Genomic DNA, 16549 nt, shown 5'->3' with positions numbered 1-16549 from the left:
CTCAGAAGGTGCAGGGCATCCGCTTGACGGCGTGCATGAAGTGGCCGCCGACCAGCTCCGGCTCGCCGAGCTCCAGCGTCGGGACGCGGGTCAGCAGCTCGCGGAAGAGCGCCCGCAGCTGCAGCCGGGCGACGTGGTTGCCGAGGCAGTAGTGCGGCCCGCCGCCCCCGAACCCCACGTGGGGGTTGGGATTGCGCGTGATGTCGAAGCGCCACGGGTCCACGAAGACGGACTCGTCGCGGTTGGCCGAGGAGTAGAACAGGACGACCTTCTCGCCGGCCGCCACGTCGACGCCGCCGACGACCGCGTCGACCGTGGCGGTACGACGGAAGGTCATCACCGGGCTGCCCCAGCGCACGAACTCCTCGATCGCGCCGGGGATGGCGCGGTCGAAGTTCTCCGTCAGCAGGGCCTTCTGGTCGGGGTGGTCGCTGAGCGCCTTCATCCCGTGGCTCGTGGTGTTGCGGGTCGTGTCGTTGCCGGCGATGGCGAGCAGGCAGAAGTAGGACCGGATGTCGTCGTCGGTGAGCCGGTGGCCGTCGATCTCGGCGGCGACCAGGTCGCTGATCAGGTCGTCGGTGGGGTGCGAGCGGCGGGCGTCGATCAGGGTCTGCGCGATGTCGTGCAGCTCGGCGATGCCGCCGAGCAGGCAGGTGAACGGGTCGCCGGACTCGCCGATGTACTCGGGGTCGTTGTGGCCGACCATGTCGTCCACCGCCTTGACCATGCGCTCGCGCAGGTCGTCGGGCACGCCGAGCATCCCGGAGATGGTCCACAGCGGCAACCGCATCGAGACCTGCTCGACGAAGTCGCGCGGCCCCTCGGTGAGGAAGTCGGTCACGATCGCCCCGGCCTGCTGCCTGATCTGCTCCTCGATCCGGCGGATCTGGCGCGGGCTGAACGCGGCGTGCACCAGCTTGCGGGTGATCCCGTGCCGGGGCTCGTCCATGGCGAGGATCGACTGGGTCTCCTCGAGCAGCGGCGCCGGGACGTCCTCGAACATCACGCCGCCGTTCTCGGGCGCGGAGGAGAAGACGTCGTGGGCCTTGCTGACGGCGACGACGTCCTCGTGCGCGACGACGGCCCAGTAGCCGGTGTCGTCGGGGTCCGGCATGAGGGAGCCGTACGCCGGCGGCTGCCAGGAGACCGGTCGCTCGCGGCGCAGCACGGCGAAGGACTCGTCGCGCTGGCGGGCGGTCTGCGCCCAGAAGGACTCGCTCGAGAGCTCGATCGGGTCGTGCGGGCGGGCGCCGGCGGGAGTCGCGGAGACGCTGTTCGGAGCAAGGGTCGGCATGGGAGCCACCTCCTCGAGTCAAATGTAATACGACTTACATTACATCTGCGTCGGGATCCGTCAACCCCTTGACAGGAGGATTGTAATGTAACTTATGTTATGTCTCACGAGCAGCCCCTGAGAGGAGCAACCGTGACCACCACTGCCCCGGCCCCGCCGGCCGTCCAGCCCAGCACCGAGCTCAACCTGACCCTCACCCTCGAGGAGAAGCGCCCGCTCTCCGAGGGCGTCGTCGAGCTGGTCCTCAAGGCGCGCTCGACGCTGCCGCCGTGGGGACCGGGCGCCCACGTCGACCTCCTGCTCGGCCCCGACCTGGCCCGCCAGTACTCCCTGTGCGGCGACCCCGCCGACCGGCGCTACCTGCGGGTCGCCGTGCTGCGCGAGACCGACGGCCGCGGTGGCTCCGCCTACGTCCACGACGAGCTGGCGGTCGGCACCACGCTGCAGGTCCGCGGCCCCCGCAACCATTTCCCGCTCGTCGAGGCGCCCCGCTACCAGTTCATCGCCGGCGGCATCGGGATCACCCCGATCCTCGCCATGGTCCGCGCCGCCGAGGCCGCAGGCGCCGACTGGCACCTGCTGTACGGCGGTCGCAGCCGGGCGTCCATGGCCTACCTGGCCGAGCTGGCGTCGTACGGCGACCGGGTGAGGGTGCAGCCCGCCGACACCGACGGCCTGCTCGACCTGGCCTCCGTGCTCGGCACCCCGCGCGAGGACACCGCGGTCTACTGCTGCGGCCCGGAGGTCCTGCTCGACGCGGTCGAGCAGCACTGCGCGAGCTGGCCGGCCGGCAGCCTCCACCTCGAGCGGTTCGCGCCGCGGGCCGTCGACCCGGACACGGTCGACACCGAGTTCGAGGTCGAGTTCGCCCGTTCCGGCGTGACCGCGACCGTGCCCGCCGGCGTCTCGATCCTCGACGTCGCCACCGCGGAGGGCGTGTTCGTCGTGCGCTCGTGCAGCGAGGGCGTGTGCGGCACCTGCGAGACCGTCGTGCTCGACGGCGAGCCCGACCACCGCGACTCGGTGCTCGGCGACGACGACCGCGCCGAGGGCTGCTTCATGCCGTGCGTCTCGCGGGCCTGCTCCGACCGCCTCGTGCTGGACCTGTGAGCCGGGGATGACCGGCCGACCCGCCAGCCAGCGGCTCAGCGCCCTCGACGCGGCCTTCCTCCAGGTCGAGGACGCGGAGAACCGGATGCAGCTCGCCGGCATGCTGCTCTTCGAGGGCCCCGCGCCGTCGTACGACGACTTCCGGGCCGCCGTCGCGGGGCGCCTCCTCGACCTGCCCCGCTTCCGGCAGCGGCTGGCGGGCTCGGTCCTCGGGCTCGGTCGTCCGCGCTGGGTGGAGGACGCGGCCTTCGACCTCGACTACCACCTCTCACACGTCGCACTCCCCGCTCCCGGCGGGGAGGCCGAGGTCGAGGCGCACATCGACCAGCTGACGACCGCGCCGCTCGACCTGCGCCGGCCGGTGTGGGAGCTGGGCCTGGTCGAGGGCGTCGGCGCCGGCTTCGCGATCTCGCTGAAGGTGCACCACTGCATGGTCGACGGCCTGTCGATCATGGACATCTTCGGGGCGCTGGTGGACCCGCTGCCCGTGGTGGCGCGGCCCGTCGGGACGTCGCGGCCCGCCGCCGCCCGCGCCGGCACGTCGCTGCGCCACCGGGTCGGCGGGACCCTCGCCATGCTCGGCCAGGCGCCACGCTCGGCGCTCAACGCGGGCCCGTCCGGTCCCACCCGGCGCACGCGCTACGCGACGCTCCCGCTCGACGACCTCCGGGCGGTGCAGCAGGCCGCCGAGGCCAGCCTCAACACCGTGGTGCTGACGGTCGTGGCCGGCGGGCTCGAGCGCTACCTCCACCGGCGCGGCGAGGAGGTCGACCGGGTGCACGCGTTCGTCCCGGTGAACCGGCGCGCCAGTGACGACCGCGGCCGGCTCGGCAACCAGATCGCGATGACCTACCCGGCGCTGCCCGTCGGGGTGATGACCGCCCGGGAGCGCCTGGCGCTCGTCCAGCGCTCCTCCACCGAGGCCGTGCGCGGCCACCAGCCGTCGACCACGGCGACGCTGATGTCGGCGCTGGGCCTGGCGCCGGCGCCGCTGGCCGGTGTCCTCAACCGCGTCCTGCAGCTCCGGGCCGGGTTGTTCAACCTGACCGTCACCAACGTGCCCGGCCCGCCGGTGCCGGTGCACTTCCTGGGCCGCGAGCTCGAGCTGATCCTCGGGGCCACCCCGCTCACCCGCAGGCACGCGCTGACCGTGGCGGTTCTCAGCTACGCCGGCCGGCTCACCTTCTCCGTCACCACCGACCCACGCCGCCTGCCCGACGGCACCCGGCTCGTCGACGACATCCGGGCGGCGGCCGACGACCTCCTCGCCGCCTTCAGCACCGCCGACCCCACCCCCGAGAGATGAGGAATCGATGACCACCAACTCCCTGGCCGGCCGGCGGATCGCCGTCACCGGAGCCGCGCGCGGCATCGGCCTGGCCACCGCCCGGTTGCTCCACGATCGGGGTGCCACCGTCGTCGTCGGCGACCTCGACGGCGACATCGCGGCCGCTGCGGCCGCCTCCATCGGGCCGGACGTCGCCGGGCTCGCGCTGGACGTGGCCGACCACGCGTCGTACGCCGCCTTCCTCGAGGCGGCGACCGTCGACGGGCCGCTCGACGTGCTCGTCAACAACGCCGGCATCATGCCGATCGGCCCGCTCGTCGAGCAGTCGCCCGCCACGCTGCGCCGGGCGCTCGACGTCAACGTCCTCGGCTGCCTCAACGGGTTGCAGCTCGCGCTGCCCGCCATGGTCGAGCGCGGCTCGGGGCACGTCGTCAACGTCGCGTCGACCGCCGGGCGCACCCCGGTCCCGGGTGGGATCGCCTACTGCGCCACGAAGTCCGCGGTGGTGGCGCTGACCGAGACCGCGCGGGTCGAGTACGACGGCACGGGGGTCGACTTCACCTGCGTGATGCCGCACTTCACCAACACCGAGCTGATCGCCGGCACGACCGCGACCCGGCTGGTCCCGGTCGTGCAGCCCGAGGACGTGGCGGCGGCGATCGCGGAGGCCATCGTGCACCGGCGCAAGGACGTCTTCGTGCCCCGGATGATCGGCCCGCTGCTGCGGACCCAGCCACTGCTGGGCCGACGCCTGCGCGACGCGATGAGCCGCCGGCTCGGCGCCTACGACACCTTCCTGCACTTCGACCGTGGCCAGCGCGCGGGCTACGACGACCGGATCAGCCAGTCCTGAAGGGGGTCCTGCCATGACGACATCCATCGCCACCACCCCGGACGGCGCGCTCGAGGTCACCGAGGTGGCCCGGCTGCGCGCCACCTTCCGCGCCGGACGCACCCGGCCCGACGAGTGGCGGCTCGCCCAGCTGCGCGGCCTGGAGCGGCTCCTCGTCGACAACGAGGCCGAGCTCGCCGCCGCCCTGCTCGCCGACCTCGGCCGGCCCGCGAACGACAGCTTCCTCGGCGACATCGCACCGACCCTGGCGGAGGTGCGCTTCGCGCTGAGGAAGCTCGCGCGGTGGCGTCGGCCGCAGCGGGTGGGCCTGCCCCTCTCGCAGCGACCGGGCCGGGCATGGTTCGACTTCGAGCCGCTCGGGGTGGTGCTGGTCATCGGGCCCTGGAACTACCCGGTCTACCTCACCCTCGGACCCCTCGTCGGAGCGATCGCGGCCGGCAACTGCGCCGTCCTCAAGCCGTCCGAGCACGCGCCGGCCGTCGCCGACGCCCTCGCCCGGCTGGTGCCGCGGTACCTCGACCCCGACGCCTTCACCGTGCTCAACGGCGGTCCCGAGGTCACCCAGGGCGTGCTCGCGCAGGGTGTCGACCACGCCTTCTTCACCGGCGGCCCGGAGATCGGCAAGGCCGTGATGGCCGCTGCCGCGCCGCACCTCACGCCGGTCACCCTGGAGCTCGGCGGCAAGTGCCCCGCGGTGGTCTCGTCCGACGCCGTGGTCGACGTCGCCGCGCGCCGGATCGCGTGGACCAAGCTGCTCAACTCCGGCCAGACCTGCATCGCGCCCGACTACGTGCTCGTCGAGCGCTCCGTGCGCGACGAGTTCGTCGCCGCCCTGCTGCGGGCCTTCCGCGACATGGCGCCCGACGGCAGGGGCGGGCGCGACCTGCCGATCGTCACCGCGCGGCACGCCGCCCGGCTCGCCGGCCTGCTCGAGGGCCACGGCGGCGAGATCCTGCTCGGCGGTGGCTCCGCTCCCGCCGACCGGCGGCACGACCTCACCGTCGTGCTCGACCCGGCCGCCGACGCGGCGCTGATGCAGGAGGAGATCTTCGGGCCGATCCTGCCGGTCGTGACGGTCGACTCGGTGACCGAGGCCGTGGAGCGGGTCAACGCGGGACCGAAGCCGCTGGCGGCGTACCTCTTCAGCGAGTCGGGCGAGGAGGAGCGACTCTTCCGCGCCGAGGTGCCGGCCGGGGCGGTGGTCACCAACCACGCCGCGATGCACGTGCTCTGCCCGGAGCTGCCGTTCGGCGGCGTCGGCAACAGCGGGATGGGCGCCTACCACGGGCGCTGGGGCTTCGAGGCCTTCAGCCACCGCAAGGCGCACCTCGCGCGATCGGCCCGGATCGACCCGCGCGTCGTCTACCCGCCCTACGGACCGCTCACCCGGCGCCTGCTCCGCCTCATCTTCTGATCCCCGTCCCCGAACGCCCCCCCTAAACCGAGGAGAACCGCCATGCCCTTCACCGACACCGCCGACGCCACGCACTACCTCGCCAGCGTCTTCCAGGCGGGCTTCGACGACCCGGAGATCAGTCCCGCGCTCGCGAAGTCCGGGCTGGTGCTGCGGATGGACGTCACCGAGCCCGAACTGGTGATGACCGTCGACCTCGTCAACCAGACCATCCACACCGGCGACAGCGACAGTGGGGCTCCCGAGGCGAACATGACCCTCGGCCTGACCGCCGACACCGCCAACCGGTTCTGGCAGGGCAAGGTCAGCGTCCCGCTCGCCGTCGCGCGCGGCCAGATCAAGCTCGGCGGCGCGCTGCCGAAGCTGATCGCGCTGCTGCCCAGCGCCAAGCCGATCCAGCAGCGGTACGTCGCCACGCTGGCCGCCGACGGACGGGCGGACCTGATCGCGTGACCCCGACCGGCCCCGCCTTCCGCGGAGGCTCCGGTCCGCCGCTGGTGCTGCTGCACGGGCTGTTCATGTCGTGGCACGCGTGGCAGCCCGTGCTCGCCGGATTGCAGGCCCACCACGAGGTGCTCGCACCGACGCTGGCCGGCCACCGCGGCGGACCGGCGTGGCCGGCCGGCCGGATCGGGATCGGTCCGCTGGTCGAGGCGGTCGAGGAGCGAATGGACGCCGCGGGCTGGGAGCGGGCCCACGTCGTCGGCAACTCGCTCGGCGGGTGGCTGGCCCTCGAGCTCGCGCGGCGCGGGCGGGCATCGTCGGTGGTGGCGTTCTCCCCTGCCGGCACCTGGACGGGGCGGCCGTCGTACCACCTGCTGCTGGCGAAGCTGCGGTTGATCGCGGGCATCTCGCGGCTGCCGGGCGCTGCCCGACTGTCGCCGCTGCTCGCCGACGCCCGCGCCTGCACCGCGCTCCCGCCGCTGGTGCGCTGGATGGAGCAGCACGGTCCGCTGGCGCCCTTCGACGTGGGCGGCGTGCCCGCGCGGATCGCGTGGCCGCTGCACGACCGCACCATCCCGTGGCGCCACCACGGCGTGGTGTTCCGCACGCTGGTGCCGGGCGCGGAGCTGGTCCGGCTGCGCGGCGTCGGGCACGTGCCGATGACCGACGATCCCAGTCTGGTGGCGCGGACGATCCTCGAGGTGACGAGCCCCTAGGCGGACCCCGCTCAGGCGGAGAGGACGCCCCGGCCGACCGCGACGATCGCGTCGACGACGTCGTCGACGTCGCCCTCGACGTCCCCCGCGAGCCAGCTGGTCACGAGGTCGGTCGTGCCCGCGACCAGCAGGCGGCTGGCGAGCCGGCGGCGCACGATCGCGTGCTGCTCGGGCGGCGGGTCGGGCAGCACGACCTCGGCCACGAACGCCGCGTAGTCGGCGACGGCCTGCTCCCGGCGGGCGGCGAGCACGGGCACGGCCGGGCTCTCGACGTACAGGCGCGCCTCGCGCTGGTCCTCGCGCAGGGCACCGACGAGGGTGCGGACGACCACGACCGGCCGCTCGGCGGGGTCGACACCGGCGAGCGCCTCCTCCATCCGCGAGCGGAGGCCGACGAAGAAGGCGTCGGCGACGGCGAGGAGCAGCTCGTCGCGCGTCGCGAAGCTCTCGTAGAAGTACCGCTTGCCCAGCGATGCCTCGCCGCACACGGCCTCGACCGTCACGCCGGCCACGCCCTCGCGGCCGACGAGGTCGCGGCAGGCCTCGAGCAGCCGCGCCCGGCGGGTCGACTGGCGCTCGGCCGCGCTGATGCCGCCGTAGGGGCGGGGGGTCGCTGCCATGGGGCCATCCTCGCGCACCGCCACGGCGGCCATTGACGTGGCTCGCGCGCCGTCCTAAATTCTGTGACGGTGCCGTAACAGATTTGAGGAGGCGAGGCGGATGGCCTGCTGCGCAGCGATCGCGCTCGTCATCGGCGTGCTCCGCTCGGCGTGGTTCCGGGTCGTCCCCGGGGCCCGGCCGGTCGAAGCCGGCTTCGCCCCGCCCGCCCGGCGCCCGCTCGGCGCCGGGCCCCTCGTCGCGACCGCCCCACCGGCCGCCACCCTGTCCCGCGGACGACGGGGCACCGCCGGGCTGCTGGCCGGCATCGCCGCCGGCACCCTTCTGTACGCCGTCGCGGTGGCCGCCCTGCTCGCCACCCCGGCGACCCGGGCCCTCGACGGAGCATGGTCGCTGCGCGCGACCGGGCTCGCCGTCGTCGCGGCCGCCGCGACGCTCGGCTCCCTGCGCACCCGGCAGGACGGCGCCGACCGGTCCTGGGCGCTGGCCGGCGCCGCCGCGGCCTGGACCGAGCTCGGCCTGGTCGACATGCACGTGCTCGGCCTGTTCGAGTTCCGCACCGCCCCGGTGCTGCTCGACGTCCTGTTCCACGGCAGCGGGCTCCTCGTGCTGGCCGTCCTGGTCCCCCGCCTCCTCCGGCGCCGACCCTCCCTCCACCCCTCTACGAAGGCGGCATCCGCATGACGACGACCGCAGCCCCCACCGGCACCACCGTCCTGCTCCCGCAGGACCTGCCGCTCCTGCCGCGGGCCACCCGGCGGGCGATGCTCCGCAGCGTCACCGGGTACGCCGTCCTGTGGCTCGCCGCCCTGCTGCCGCTCCTGCTCGGGCTGGATGCCCGGTGGCAGGTCGCCGGCCTCGGGCTGGCGCTCCCCGGCGGCGGGCTGCTGGCGACCGGCCACGTCGTCGGCGGCCTGCTCGTGCTGGCCGGGCTGCTGGTGGCGGTCTTCGTGTGGTGGGCCGCCGGCCCGACGGTGCTGCCGCCGCTCGCCTGGGTGGCCGGTGCCGTGCTGCCCGCGGTGCTGCTGGACCGGCCGGAGGTGAGCGACGGTGGTGCGACGGCGGTGCTGGTCGTCGTACCGGCGCTGCTGGTGGGCTCGCTCGCCGTCCATGCGCTGCGGCACCGGGCGCAGGCCCGTCGTGGGGCGGCGATCAACGAGCGGCTGCGTCGGGTCTCCTTCACGATCAGCGGGCCGCCGGACATCGCGACCGGCGTCCCGGTCGTCGAGCACACCGACACCGACCTGCGCCGGCTGCGCGCGGCGCTCGACATCGGGCTGCAGCCGGTCGACGGGCTGGCCGGCTTCACCCGGCTCGACCAGTTCCGCGAGGGCGCCCTGCGGTACCAGATCAATGCCGTCGGCTACGGGCTCGCCATGGCGCAGTTCACCCGCACGCCGGCCTTCCGCGGCTACCTCGCCGAGGCGCAGCGCAACCTGGTCGAGAAGGTCCTGGACCGCCGCATCTGGGGCTACTGGGCGCTCGAGAACGCATGGGGCAACCTGCGTCGCGACAAGGACCCGGTGCCGCTCGGCGGCAACGTGATGCTCACCGGCTTCCACGGCCTGCAGGTCGGGATGTACTCCGTCCTCAACGACGACCGCTACCGGCAGCCCGGCGCGCTCACCTTCCGCTGGGACCGGGACACGGCCTTCGCCCACGACCTCAAGGGCATGGCGGCCAACGTCCGCGAGAACGTGCGGCGCTCGGACTTCAGCCTCTATCCGTGCGAGCCCAACTGGATCTACACGATCTGCAACACCTTCGGCCTCAACACCGTGCTCGTCGACGAGCAGCTCGAGGCCTCGCACGAGGCCGACGACGTCCGCGCCCGGCTCCGGCGCGCCTACGAGGAGGAGTTCCTGCGCCCCGACGGCCGCATCGTCGGCGTGCGGTCGTCCCACCTCGGGCTGTCCTGGAACTTCTGGTCCAGCCCGTCGGTCCAGCTCGCGACGACGTACTGGATGCACCCCGGGATGCCCGACCTCGCCCACCGCACCTGGTGGCTGATCCGCGACGGCTGGCTGCAGGTCGAGGACGGCCGGGTGCGCACGCCGCGCGGACTGGTCAGCCGCCTGGACCCCGGCAACTACCAGATCCGCAGCGACACCTTCAGCCTCGCCGTGACGACCATGGCCGCCCGGGAGATCGGCGACGAGGAGACGGCGCTCGCCGCGGAGCGGACCCTCGCCGAGCGCGAGCGGCTCGAGGTCGAGAACGGCGCCGAGCGGTTCGCGGACGCCAGCGGCCTGGCCAACTCCTATCTCAACCTCGGCCGCTTCGGGCGGCACGACGGCCTGCGCGACCTGGTCGCCTTCGGGCCGCCCGCAGCCTGGCGCGACGGACCGGTGCTGGACGAGGCCGCCTACCCGGACGTGCTGGTGGCCCGGGCCGTGTCGGACGGTGCGGCGCTCGACCTCGTGCTGGTGCCCGGCGCCGGGCCGGTCCGCACGACGCTGCGGCTCGCGCAGCTGCGCCCCGGGGCGTCGTACGACGTCGAGGGGGCGGCCCGCGACCGGCTGGTCGCCGACGCGGCCGGCCGGGCGGAGCTCGAGCTGGACCTCGGCGGGCGGACGGCGGTGCGGGTGCGCCCCTCGACCTGAGGCTCCTAGTCTGGGCGCGTGAGCAACGACGGCGTGCCCAACGGGATCGAGCCCTGGCTCCTGGCCTACGTCGCCGAGCAGGCCCAGCCGGCACAGGTCGACGCGTGGGTCGACCGGGTCACCAACGCGATCCTCACCGAGATGCCCGACATCCGCGCCTTCGACGGCCTCGACGAGCTGCTGCGGATCACCGTCCGCGAGCACTGGGTGGCCTTCCTCGCCGACTTCGCGCAGCCGGCGCAGCACTTCCACCTGGTCGACGCCGCGGAGCGGCTGTCCACGCTGGTCGCCGACCTGCAGATCCCGCTCGAGCTGCTGATCCAGTTCTACCGGGTCGCGCAGCAGGAGGTCTGGGACTACGTCAGCGAGGTCATCAAGGACCTGCCACCGAGCGACTTCGACCGCGCGGACCTGCTCATGTACTTCTGGAACCGCGCCGGCGTCTGGCTCGACAGGTCGATCAGCGCGTCGATCGAGATCTACCAGGGCGCCCGCAGCCGGGTGCTCGCCGGCGCCGCGGCCCAGCGCTACGAGTCGGTGAAGGCGATCCTCGCCGGCGAGCTGACCGACGCCCGCGAGGCGTCCTCGGCCCTCGGCGGCTACCCGATCTCGGTCCACCACACGGCGTTCGTGCTGTCGGTCGGAGACGCCGAGCGGGCCGGCGGCCTGGAGACCCTCGCCGCCGACCTGGTCCGCGCCGTCGGGGCCAGCAACCCGCTCATCGTCAAGCCCGGCGGCCGCCAGCTGTGGATGTGGATCGGCACCCGCGACCCGCTCGACCTCGACGGCCTCGCGGGGGCCAACGCCTCGGCCGCCCGCGTCGACACCTGCGTCGGGGTCGGGACCTCGACGAGCGGCATCGCCGGTCTCGTCGCCAGCCACCGCGAGGCGCTGGGCGCCCTGCGCGTCGCCGCCCCCGGCGACACCACCTGGCTGACCCGGTACGACGAGGTGGAGCTCCCCGTGCTGCTCGGCTGCTCGCCGGAGGTCGACCGGTTCATGGCCCGCCAGCTGGGCCCGCTCGTCGGCGACGACGAGGCGATGGCCCGCATCCGCGAGACCCTGACCGCCTTCCTGGGCAGCGGCGGCAGCGCCGAGGAGGCCGCCCGGGCGCTGGTCGTCCACCGCAACACGATCCGCTACCGGCTCGGCCAGGCCGAGGAGCTGCTCGGCCGCCCGGTGGCGAAGATCAGCCCCGAGCTCGCGACGGCGCTGCGACACCACGAGCTGTTCCACCGAGACCGCGGCGCGTGAGCCTGACCGGCACGGTCGCCGTCCCGGGGCCGGGGTCTCGCGACGGTTGCTGCGCAACCTCCTCGACCACCGGGGACGGCACTGGGGACGGCACCGGGGACGGCACCGGGAACGGCACTGGGGACGTGCCCGGCAGGTGAGCACGTCCCCAGTGGTTCGGGAGGTCGAGGGCGGGGTCAGCCCTCGAGGGTCAGGGCCAGCACGGGGCAGGCCTGGACGGCGGCGTACACGTGGGCCCGGTCGGACTCCGGCGGGTTCGCGTCGAGCACGGTGACCAGCTCCTCGTCCTCGTCGACCTCGAAGTAGTCGTTGGCCATGGACTCGCACATCCCCAGGCCCTCGCACTTCCCGAGGTCCGCGACGATGTGCATCACGCACCGACCTTGTGACGGGGCTCGACGGCCTTGAAGTCGACCTTCTCGCGGACGCCGCAGTCGGGGCAGCACCAGTCGTCCGGGATGTCCTTCCAGGCGGTGCCGGCGGCGAAGCCCTCGAGCTCGTTGCCCTCGGCGACCTCGTAGGTGTACTGGCAGCCCGGGCACTGCGCGGCGAGCACCTCGCCCTCGAACTCGTGGGCGCTGGTGTCGGCGCGGAGCCCGGCCTCGGCGGCCAGCTTCTCGGCGGGGACGGGGTACGTGCGCAGCAGCTTCTCGCGCTTCGCGGGGTGGAGGTTGGCCAGGCGCAGGTCGCCGTCGTAGTGGGCGATGACGCGCTTGTCCATGAGGGCCCGGAAGGCCGGCGGGAACATCGCGACGACGATCATGCCGGTGTAGCCGGTCGGCAGGACCGGGGCGTCCTTGAAGTCGCGCAGCGTCTGGTAGCGACGGGTCGGGTTCGCGTGGTGGTCGCTGTGGCGCTGCAGGTGGTAGAGCAGCACGTTGGTCGCGATGTTGTTGGAGTTCCACGAGTGCGCCGGGGTGACCCGCTCGTAGCGCATCTTGCCCGGGGTGCCGACCTTCTGCCGGACCATGCCGTAGTGCTCCATGTAGTTGACGACCTCGAGCAGGGAGAACCCGACGACGGCCTGCAGCACGAGATAGGGCAGCAGCGAGAGCGGGTTGACGTCGTACGCGAGCCCGAGCCAGAGCATCAGGCCGCCCCACAGCGCGACGGTCATCAGCCAGGCGTTGAGCACGTCGTTGCCGAGGTGGAACGGGTGCGTGCCCTTGCGCTGGTAGCGCTTGGCCTCGAGCTCCCACGAGCTCTTCAGCGAGCCGGCGACGGTCCGCGGCCAGAAGCGGTAGACGCTCTCGCCCATCCGGGCGCTGGCGGGGTCCTCGGGGGTCGCGACCCGGACGTGGTGGCCGCGGTTGTGCTCGATGTAGAAGTGGCCGTAGAAGGTCTGGGCGAGGGCGATCTTGGACGCCCAGCGCTCGACCGACTCGCGCTTGTGGCCCAGCTCGTGGGCGGTGTTGATCGCGACGCCGCCGACGACGCCGACCGAGATCGCGAGGCCGACCTTGGCGAGCACCGACATGTCGGTCGTGGCGAGGTACCAGATCGCGGCGACGAAGCCGCCGTACTGGACCGGCAGGTAGAGGTAGGTCACCCAGCGGTAGTACTTGTCGTTCTCGAGCGCCTCGATCACGTCGTCGGGCGGGTTGGTGTCGTCGTACCCGGCGACGAGGTCGATCAGCGGGATGATCCCGAAGAAGACGACCGGCGTCAGCCAGAAGAAGAGGGCGTGGTCGGTCGCCTCGAAGAGGCCGATCCCGACGATGGGGGTCAGCGGGACGACGAGTCCCAGGACCCACAGATAGCGCTTCTTGTCGCGCCACGCGACGGTCTGGCCGTCAGCTCCTTGTGTTGCGTACTTCGCCATCGGATGCCTCCTCGGGTGGTGCGACCACTAGGTCGCTGGTACCCCTCAAGGGTGCTTCCGGAGGCCCTCCCGGGTCTCGGGCGTGCTGCACAAGTTGAGTTATGGTCGTTGGCAGCCTGCACAACACGACGCGTCGAGCCGCAGGTCGGCGTGCCGCCCGAGGGCAGCCCCCGGGCTCAGCCGGCGATCGGCGACAGGGCGCCGGCCAGGGCGCGCAGCACCTCCGGCGCGACCCGGTAGTAGGCCCACCGGCCGCGCTGCTCGCGGGTCGCCAGGCCCGCCTCGACGAGCAGCTTCATGTGGTGGGACACGGTGGGCTGGCTGAGGCCGACCGGCTCGGTCATGTCGCAGATGCACGCCTCGCCCCCAGGCGCCGCGGCGATCATCGACAGCAGCTTCACGCGGGTCGGGTCGCCGAGCGCCTTGAACATCCGCGCCAGCGCCTCCGCGGCGTCGTCGGACACCACCCCGGCGGTGACCGGCGAGCAGCAGGCCGCGAGCTCGTCGGGCTGGAGGACCGGCAGCGGGGAGGGCACGCGGCCATTCTGACTCATCCATTGACATTTGTCGATGCGTTGGTCAGGATCTGACCCATCGACAAACGTCTATACGAATGGTGGAATGACGAGATGAACGACAGCACCCTCCCCGTCGTCGTGATCGGCGCCGGTCCGCAGGGCCTCGCCGCGGCGGCGCACCTGCTCGAGCGCGGCCTGGAGCCGCTCGTGCTCGAGGCCGGCGCCGGACCCGCCTCGGCGGTGGCCGAGTGGGGGCACGTCCGGCTGTTCTCGGCCTGGCCCGAGCTGGTCGACGCCGCGTCCGCGCGCCTGCTCGAGCCGACCGGCTGGCAGCGCCCGGAGTCCGGCTACCCGACCGGCGCCGCGTGGATCGAGCGCTACCTCGCGCCGCTGGCCACCGCCCTCGGCGACCGGGTGCGGTACGACGCCCGGGTGATCGCGGTGTCCCGCAAGGGCCGCGACCGGCTGGTCGACGCCGACCGGGCCGAGCAGCCCTTCACCGTGCACGTGAGCGACGCGCTCGGGCGCGAGTCGCGGCTGGAGGCCCGCGCAGTCATCGACGCCTCGGGCACGTGGCGCCGCCCCAGCCCGGCCGGCGCCGACGGCGTACCGGCCCTCGGCGAGCGCGCGGCCGCGGACCTCATCGCCTACCAGGTCCCCGACCGGTCGGCGCCCGAGCGCTACGCCGGCCGGCACACCGTGGTCGTCGGCGCCGGCGATTCGGCGTTCAACGCGATCCACGAGCTGGTGCAGGTCGCGCAGGAGCACCCCGGCACGCGGGTCACCTGGGCGATCCGCCGGGTGGTCGGCGACGGCACCTTCGGCGGCGGCGCTGCCGACCAGCTCCCCGAGCGCGGGGCGCTCGGCCAGCGGGCGAGGCGGGCGGTGGAGTCCGGTGCGGTCGAGCTCGTGACCGGCTTCCGGACGGCGGAGGTGCGTCGCGAGGGCGAGCGGGCGGTGCTGGTCGGCGAGGACGGGCGCGAGCTCCCGGCCGCCGACACCGTCGTCGTGCTGACCGGCTTCCGGCCGGACCTCTCGTTCCTCTCGGAGCTGCGCCTCGACCTCGACCCGACCCTCGAGGCACCGCGGCGGATCGCCGCGGAGATCGACCCCAACATCCACTCCTGCGGGTCGGTGCAGGCCACCGGCGCCGCGGACCTCGCGCAGCCCGAGACCGACCTCTACCTCGTGGGCATGAAGTCCTACGGCCGGGCGCCGACCTTCCTGGCGCTCACCGGCTACGAGCAGGTGCGCAGCGTCGTGGCGGCCCTCGCGGGCGACCACGAGGCCGCGGCCCGGGTCGAGCTGGTCCTGCCCGACACCGGCGTGTGCGGCGGGGCCGGCGTGTTCGACGACCCGGAGAGCGCCGGTGGCGGTTGCTGCGCACCCGCGGTCGCCGCACCGACCGAGCTGCTCGAGATCGGCCGGGCTCCTGTCGGCGCCTGAGGGTCGCGCGGAGGACGCCGGCGCGCGCCGGGTGCTGGTCACGCTGTGCGTGACGGTCACCGTCGCGTACGGCGTCCTCTACTACGCCTTCACCGTCCTCTCCCCCGCGATCGCCGAGGACACCGGCTGGTCGACGACCGCGGTCACGACGGCGTTCTCGGCCGGCAGCCTCTTCGGCGCCGTCGCGGGCATTGTCGCCGGGCGGCTGCTGCAGCGCCGCGGGCCACGCCTGGTCATGACGACCGGCAGCGTCCTCGGCGCGGCGGCGATGGTGGTGGTCGCGACGGCGCCGGCCCTCCCGGTGTTCGTCGCCGGCTGGCTGCTCGCCGGGGCGGCGAGCGCGGGCACCTTCTACGCACCGGCCTTCGCCGCCCTGACCGAGTGGTACGGCGCCCACCGGGTGCGCGCGATCACCGCGCTGACCCTCGTGGCGGGCTTCGCCTCGACCGTCTTCGCCCCGCTCACCGCGGTCCTGGGCGACCAGCTCGGCTGGCGCGGCGCGTACGGCGTCCTGGCGGGCGTCCTGCTGGCCACCGGGCCCGCGCACGCCGTGGGGCTCGCCCGGCCGTGGCGGCCCGCGGCCGGCCCGGGCCCGGCATCGGCGCGGGCCACCGACCGCACGATCCTGACCAGCCGGACGTTCTTCGTGGTCACGGCGTCCGGGGCGCTGGCCTCGCTCGCGATGTACACCTCGCTCGTCCACCTCGTCCCGCTGCTCCTCGACCGCGGGCTCGACGTGCAGCTCGCCGCCTGGGCACTCGGCCTGAGCGGCGCCGGGCAGGTCGGCGGGCGACTGCTCTACCCGCGGCTCGACCGCCGGCTCGGACCGCACGCCCGGGCCGTGCTGGTGATCGGCGTGCTCGCGGCGAGCCTCCTCCTGCTGGCCGCCGTCCCCGGCCCGGCCGCGCTCCTCGTCGCCGTGGCCGTCCTCAGCGGCGCCGCCCGCGGCCTGTTCACCCTCGTCAGCGCGACGGTCGTCAGCGAGCACTGGGGCACGGAGCGGTACGCCGCCCTCAACGGCGTCTACAACGCGCCCCTCGGCGTCGCGGCCGCCCTGTCGCCGGCCTTCGGCGCCGCGGTGGCGGCCTGGACCGGCAGCCACCCGGCGCTGTTCGCCGTGCTCGGGCTCCTCGCGCTGGCGAGTGCCGGCCTGGCGGCGACCGCAGGCC

At 73.8% G+C, this 16549-nt stretch carries 14 protein-coding genes and 2 pseudogenes; 11 read left to right on the top strand and 5 right to left on the bottom strand.

All coding sequences use genetic code 11. The features are described from left to right. Position 1 precedes the first annotated feature (1 nt). On the bottom strand, positions 2-1294 hold the full coding sequence (locus BJ993_RS11365; RefSeq protein WP_179648886.1) for a cytochrome P450: 1293 nt from the start codon (positions 1292-1294) through the stop codon (positions 2-4). 147 nt (positions 1295-1441) lie between these two features. Between BJ993_RS11365 and BJ993_RS11360 the strand changes: the two are divergent. The 6 genes and pseudogenes from BJ993_RS11360 to BJ993_RS11335 form a co-directional block, all read left to right on the top strand. Then, positions 1442-2404: pseudogene (locus tag BJ993_RS11360) on the top strand (PDR/VanB family oxidoreductase); the annotation flags it as partial. Between the two features lie 7 nt (positions 2405-2411). Then, on the top strand, positions 2412-3710 hold the full coding sequence (locus tag BJ993_RS11355) for a wax ester/triacylglycerol synthase domain-containing protein (protein ID WP_179648884.1): 1299 nt from the start codon (positions 2412-2414) through the stop codon (positions 3708-3710). 7 nt (positions 3711-3717) lie between these two features. Continuing rightward, complete coding sequence (locus BJ993_RS11350; RefSeq protein WP_179648883.1) at positions 3718-4545, top strand: SDR family oxidoreductase; 828 nt, start codon at positions 3718-3720, stop codon at positions 4543-4545. A gap of 13 nt (positions 4546-4558) precedes the next feature. Next, a complete protein-coding gene (locus BJ993_RS11345; RefSeq protein ID WP_179648882.1) occupies positions 4559-5959 on the top strand; it encodes an aldehyde dehydrogenase family protein in 1401 nt (466 codons plus the stop codon). Between the two features lie 42 nt (positions 5960-6001). Next, the gene (locus BJ993_RS11340) at positions 6002-6412 is read left to right on the top strand and encodes an SCP2 sterol-binding domain-containing protein (RefSeq protein ID WP_179648881.1); all 411 of its coding nucleotides are present in this window, start codon (positions 6002-6004) and stop codon (positions 6410-6412) included. Continuing rightward, positions 6409-7119, top strand: a complete 711-nt coding sequence (locus BJ993_RS11335) for an alpha/beta fold hydrolase (protein ID WP_218864679.1) — start codon at positions 6409-6411, stop codon at positions 7117-7119. The genes BJ993_RS11340 and BJ993_RS11335 overlap by 4 nt, the downstream gene beginning before the upstream one ends. An 11-nt stretch (positions 7120-7130) precedes the next feature. Here the strand turns inward: BJ993_RS11335 and BJ993_RS11330 are convergent, their stop codons facing one another. Beyond that, the gene (locus BJ993_RS11330; RefSeq protein WP_179648880.1) at positions 7131-7739 is read right to left on the bottom strand and encodes a TetR/AcrR family transcriptional regulator; all 609 of its coding nucleotides are present in this window, start codon (positions 7737-7739) and stop codon (positions 7131-7133) included. A 100-nt stretch (positions 7740-7839) separates the two neighbouring features. Here BJ993_RS11330 and BJ993_RS11325 point away from each other — a divergent pair, with 100 nt between their 5' ends. Genes BJ993_RS11325 through BJ993_RS11315 form a run of 3 tightly spaced genes read left to right on the top strand, consistent with a single transcriptional unit; the run spans position 7840 to position 11594 of the window. After that, complete coding sequence (locus BJ993_RS11325; RefSeq protein WP_179648879.1) at positions 7840-8421, top strand: hypothetical protein; 582 nt, start codon at positions 7840-7842, stop codon at positions 8419-8421. After that, positions 8418-10340, top strand: coding sequence for a linalool dehydratase/isomerase domain-containing protein (locus tag BJ993_RS11320; RefSeq protein ID WP_179648878.1), 1923 nt, complete (start codon positions 8418-8420; stop codon positions 10338-10340). The genes BJ993_RS11325 and BJ993_RS11320 overlap by 4 nt, the downstream gene beginning before the upstream one ends. 18 nt (positions 10341-10358) lie before the next feature. Beyond that, positions 10359-11594, top strand: a complete 1236-nt coding sequence (locus BJ993_RS11315) for a PucR family transcriptional regulator (RefSeq protein ID WP_179648877.1) — start codon at positions 10359-10361, stop codon at positions 11592-11594. Between the two features lie 176 nt (positions 11595-11770). On the opposite strand, the gene BJ993_RS11310 is transcribed toward BJ993_RS11315, so the two are convergent. From BJ993_RS11310 to BJ993_RS11300, 3 genes are all read right to left on the bottom strand, one after another. Next, positions 11771-11965 carry a ferredoxin gene (locus BJ993_RS11310; RefSeq protein ID WP_036544220.1) on the bottom strand — a complete coding sequence of 65 codons (195 nt, stop codon included), beginning with the start codon at positions 11963-11965 and terminating at the stop codon, positions 11771-11773. Then, a complete protein-coding gene (locus BJ993_RS26340; protein WP_179648876.1) occupies positions 11965-13416 on the bottom strand; it encodes a fatty acid desaturase in 1452 nt (483 codons plus the stop codon). Before BJ993_RS26340 ends, BJ993_RS11310 begins: the two co-directional genes overlap by 1 nt. A 176-nt stretch (positions 13417-13592) precedes the next feature. Then, positions 13593-13952: an ArsR/SmtB family transcription factor gene (locus BJ993_RS11300; RefSeq protein ID WP_308645541.1), complete on the bottom strand. Its 360-nt coding sequence runs from the start codon at positions 13950-13952 to the stop codon at positions 13593-13595. A gap of 93 nt (positions 13953-14045) precedes the next feature. Here BJ993_RS11300 and BJ993_RS11295 point away from each other — a divergent pair, with 93 nt between their 5' ends. Next, positions 14046-15380, top strand: coding sequence for an NAD(P)-binding domain-containing protein (locus tag BJ993_RS11295; RefSeq protein ID WP_179648874.1), 1335 nt, complete (start codon positions 14046-14048; stop codon positions 15378-15380). Continuing rightward, a pseudogene (locus tag BJ993_RS25855) lies at positions 15304-16269 on the top strand (MFS transporter); the annotation flags it as partial. The gene BJ993_RS11295 and the pseudogene BJ993_RS25855, both read left to right, overlap by 77 nt. Between the last annotated feature and the right edge of the window lie 280 nt (positions 16270-16549).

It is taken from the genome of Nocardioides aromaticivorans (genome assembly GCF_013408525.1).
Taxonomy (GTDB): domain Bacteria; phylum Actinomycetota; class Actinomycetes; order Propionibacteriales; family Nocardioidaceae; genus Nocardioides; species Nocardioides aromaticivorans.
The sequence above is the reverse complement of the archived record's forward strand: the minus strand, read 5'-3'. Positions and strand labels throughout refer to the sequence as shown.

Excerpts from the sequence above, each read along its gene's own strand:
- BJ993_RS11325 (WP_179648879.1), top strand. The coding sequence starts at position 7,840 with ATGGCCTGCTGCGCAGCGATCGCGCTCGTCATCGGCGTGCTCCGCTCG.
- BJ993_RS11350 (WP_179648883.1), top strand. The coding sequence starts at position 3,718 with ATGACCACCAACTCCCTGGCCGGCCGGCGGATCGCCGTCACCGGAGCC.
- BJ993_RS11320 (WP_179648878.1), top strand. The coding sequence starts at position 8,418 with ATGACGACGACCGCAGCCCCCACCGGCACCACCGTCCTGCTCCCGCAG.
- BJ993_RS11340 (WP_179648881.1), top strand. The coding sequence starts at position 6,002 with ATGCCCTTCACCGACACCGCCGACGCCACGCACTACCTCGCCAGCGTC.
- BJ993_RS11310 (WP_036544220.1), bottom strand. The coding sequence starts at position 11,965 with ATGCACATCGTCGCGGACCTCGGGAAGTGCGAGGGCCTGGGGATGTGC.
- BJ993_RS11365 (WP_179648886.1), bottom strand. The coding sequence starts at position 1,294 with ATGCCGACCCTTGCTCCGAACAGCGTCTCCGCGACTCCCGCCGGCGCC.
- BJ993_RS11330 (WP_179648880.1), bottom strand. The coding sequence starts at position 7,739 with ATGGCAGCGACCCCCCGCCCCTACGGCGGCATCAGCGCGGCCGAGCGC.
- BJ993_RS11355 (WP_179648884.1), top strand. The coding sequence starts at position 2,412 with ATGACCGGCCGACCCGCCAGCCAGCGGCTCAGCGCCCTCGACGCGGCC.
- BJ993_RS11295 (WP_179648874.1), top strand. The coding sequence starts at position 14,046 with ATGAACGACAGCACCCTCCCCGTCGTCGTGATCGGCGCCGGTCCGCAG.
- BJ993_RS11345 (WP_179648882.1), top strand. The coding sequence starts at position 4,559 with ATGACGACATCCATCGCCACCACCCCGGACGGCGCGCTCGAGGTCACC.
- BJ993_RS26340 (WP_179648876.1), bottom strand. The coding sequence starts at position 13,416 with ATGGCGAAGTACGCAACACAAGGAGCTGACGGCCAGACCGTCGCGTGG.